This window comes from Bradyrhizobium sp. ORS 375 (assembly GCF_000239775.1).
Taxonomy (GTDB): Bacteria; Pseudomonadota; Alphaproteobacteria; order Rhizobiales; family Xanthobacteraceae; genus Bradyrhizobium.
The window spans coordinates 1-1,392 of record NZ_CAFI01000056.1; the positions used below are offsets into that span (position 1 = coordinate 1).

Below are 1,392 nucleotides of genomic sequence, written 5' to 3' on the forward strand. Positions count from 1 at the left end.
TTCTTCGATCTCGTGCTCGCCTGGAACATCGGCATCAGCTTCGGCTGGCTGCAGAATGACAGCCCGCTGGCGCAATATGGCTTGATGGCGGTGAAGGCCGTCGCGGTGGTGGCGCTGGCGATCTGGATGGCGCGGTCGGAGACCAAGCTCGCCACCACGGCGCTCGGCCTGATCATCGGCGGCGCCATCGGCAACGGCATCGACCGGCTGGCCTATGGAGCGGTGGTCGATTTCGCCCTGTTCCACATCGAGATCGGCGGCACCGTCTACAACTGGTACATCTTCAACATGGCCGATGTGGCCATCGTTGCCGGGGTGGCGGGCCTGCTGTATGACTCCTTCTTCGGCGCCCATGCCGCAAAAGCGCCCTGATCCGGGTCGATACCGGCCAATATCGATCCCCGGTCAAGAGCCTGAGGTTCTTCACGTTTTGGGGATCGCCGGAGTGACCGGACGGCCGCTGGCGGCCAGGGTCGAGACCGGGAGAGTCGCGACCGGTTCGTCGAGCACGAGCACTGGACAAGCGAGGACAGGACAAGCCATGCGCAAGACCGAAGTCTCAAGCCGGATCGTGACCCACACGGCCGTTCGCGCCCTGCGGCTGTCCGCCGTCGCACTCGGCATCGGCCTGCTGATGTCCGCCGGCGTCGCCCGCGCCCAGGAGGATGAAGAGGACGACAAGACCTTGGAAGAGAAGATCATCGACAATTTGATGCGCGGGCTCGGCGGCACCAACATGGAGACGCCGACCATCAATTACCGCGAGCGTTCGCCGCTGGTCGTGCCGCCCAAGCTCGATTTGCCGCCGCCGGCTTCCGCCGAAAAGGCCAACGCGCCGAACTGGCCGAAGGACCCCGACGAGCAGCAGCGCCGCGCCGCGGCTGCCGCGCGCAAGAAGGACAACAAGGACCCGGTCGCCGCGGCCCGTCCGCTGACCCCGGCCGAGATGAAGATGGGGCGGACCGCTTCTGCGAAGCAGACCGAGCCGATCCAGCCCGGCGTGACCAACAACCCGATGCTGAGCCCCGCGCAGCTCGGCTTCAAGGGCGGCCTGTTCGGCATGTTCAAGGGCACCGACAGCGAGTCCAAGCAGTTCACCAGCGAGCCGCAGCGCGAAAGCCTGACCCAGCCGCCGCCCGGCTATCAGACGCCGTCGCCCGGCTACGCCTATGGCACCGGCAAGATGGAGCCGATCGGCGGCAAGCAGATCGACATCATGACCGGCAAGGAACGGTAAGGGACGGTGACGGCGCACATGCGCCGCCTCCACCCTGCGATACCGGTCCAGCGCGCGATGCGGTCGCCATTAGCGAAATTTAATGTCTTGTGGCGGCACCATGTCGCCGTTTTGTGACGCCGGGCTCCGTCCCGCGCGGTGTAGCATGCTGCGCT

General features: G+C 66.0%; 2 protein-coding genes. Both read left to right on the top strand.

Annotated elements, in window-relative coordinates; translation table 11 throughout:
• Nucleotides 1–372, top strand: a 372-nt coding sequence (gene lspA, locus BRAO375_RS04885) for a signal peptidase II (protein ID WP_035638978.1), incomplete at its 5' end; no start/stop codon positions are given.
• Between the two features lie 169 nt (nt 373–541).
• Entirely contained in the window at nt 542–1,237 is a 696-nt protein-coding gene (locus BRAO375_RS04890; RefSeq protein ID WP_035638980.1) for a hypothetical protein, read from the top strand.
• Nucleotides 1,238–1,392 lie beyond the last annotated feature (155 nt).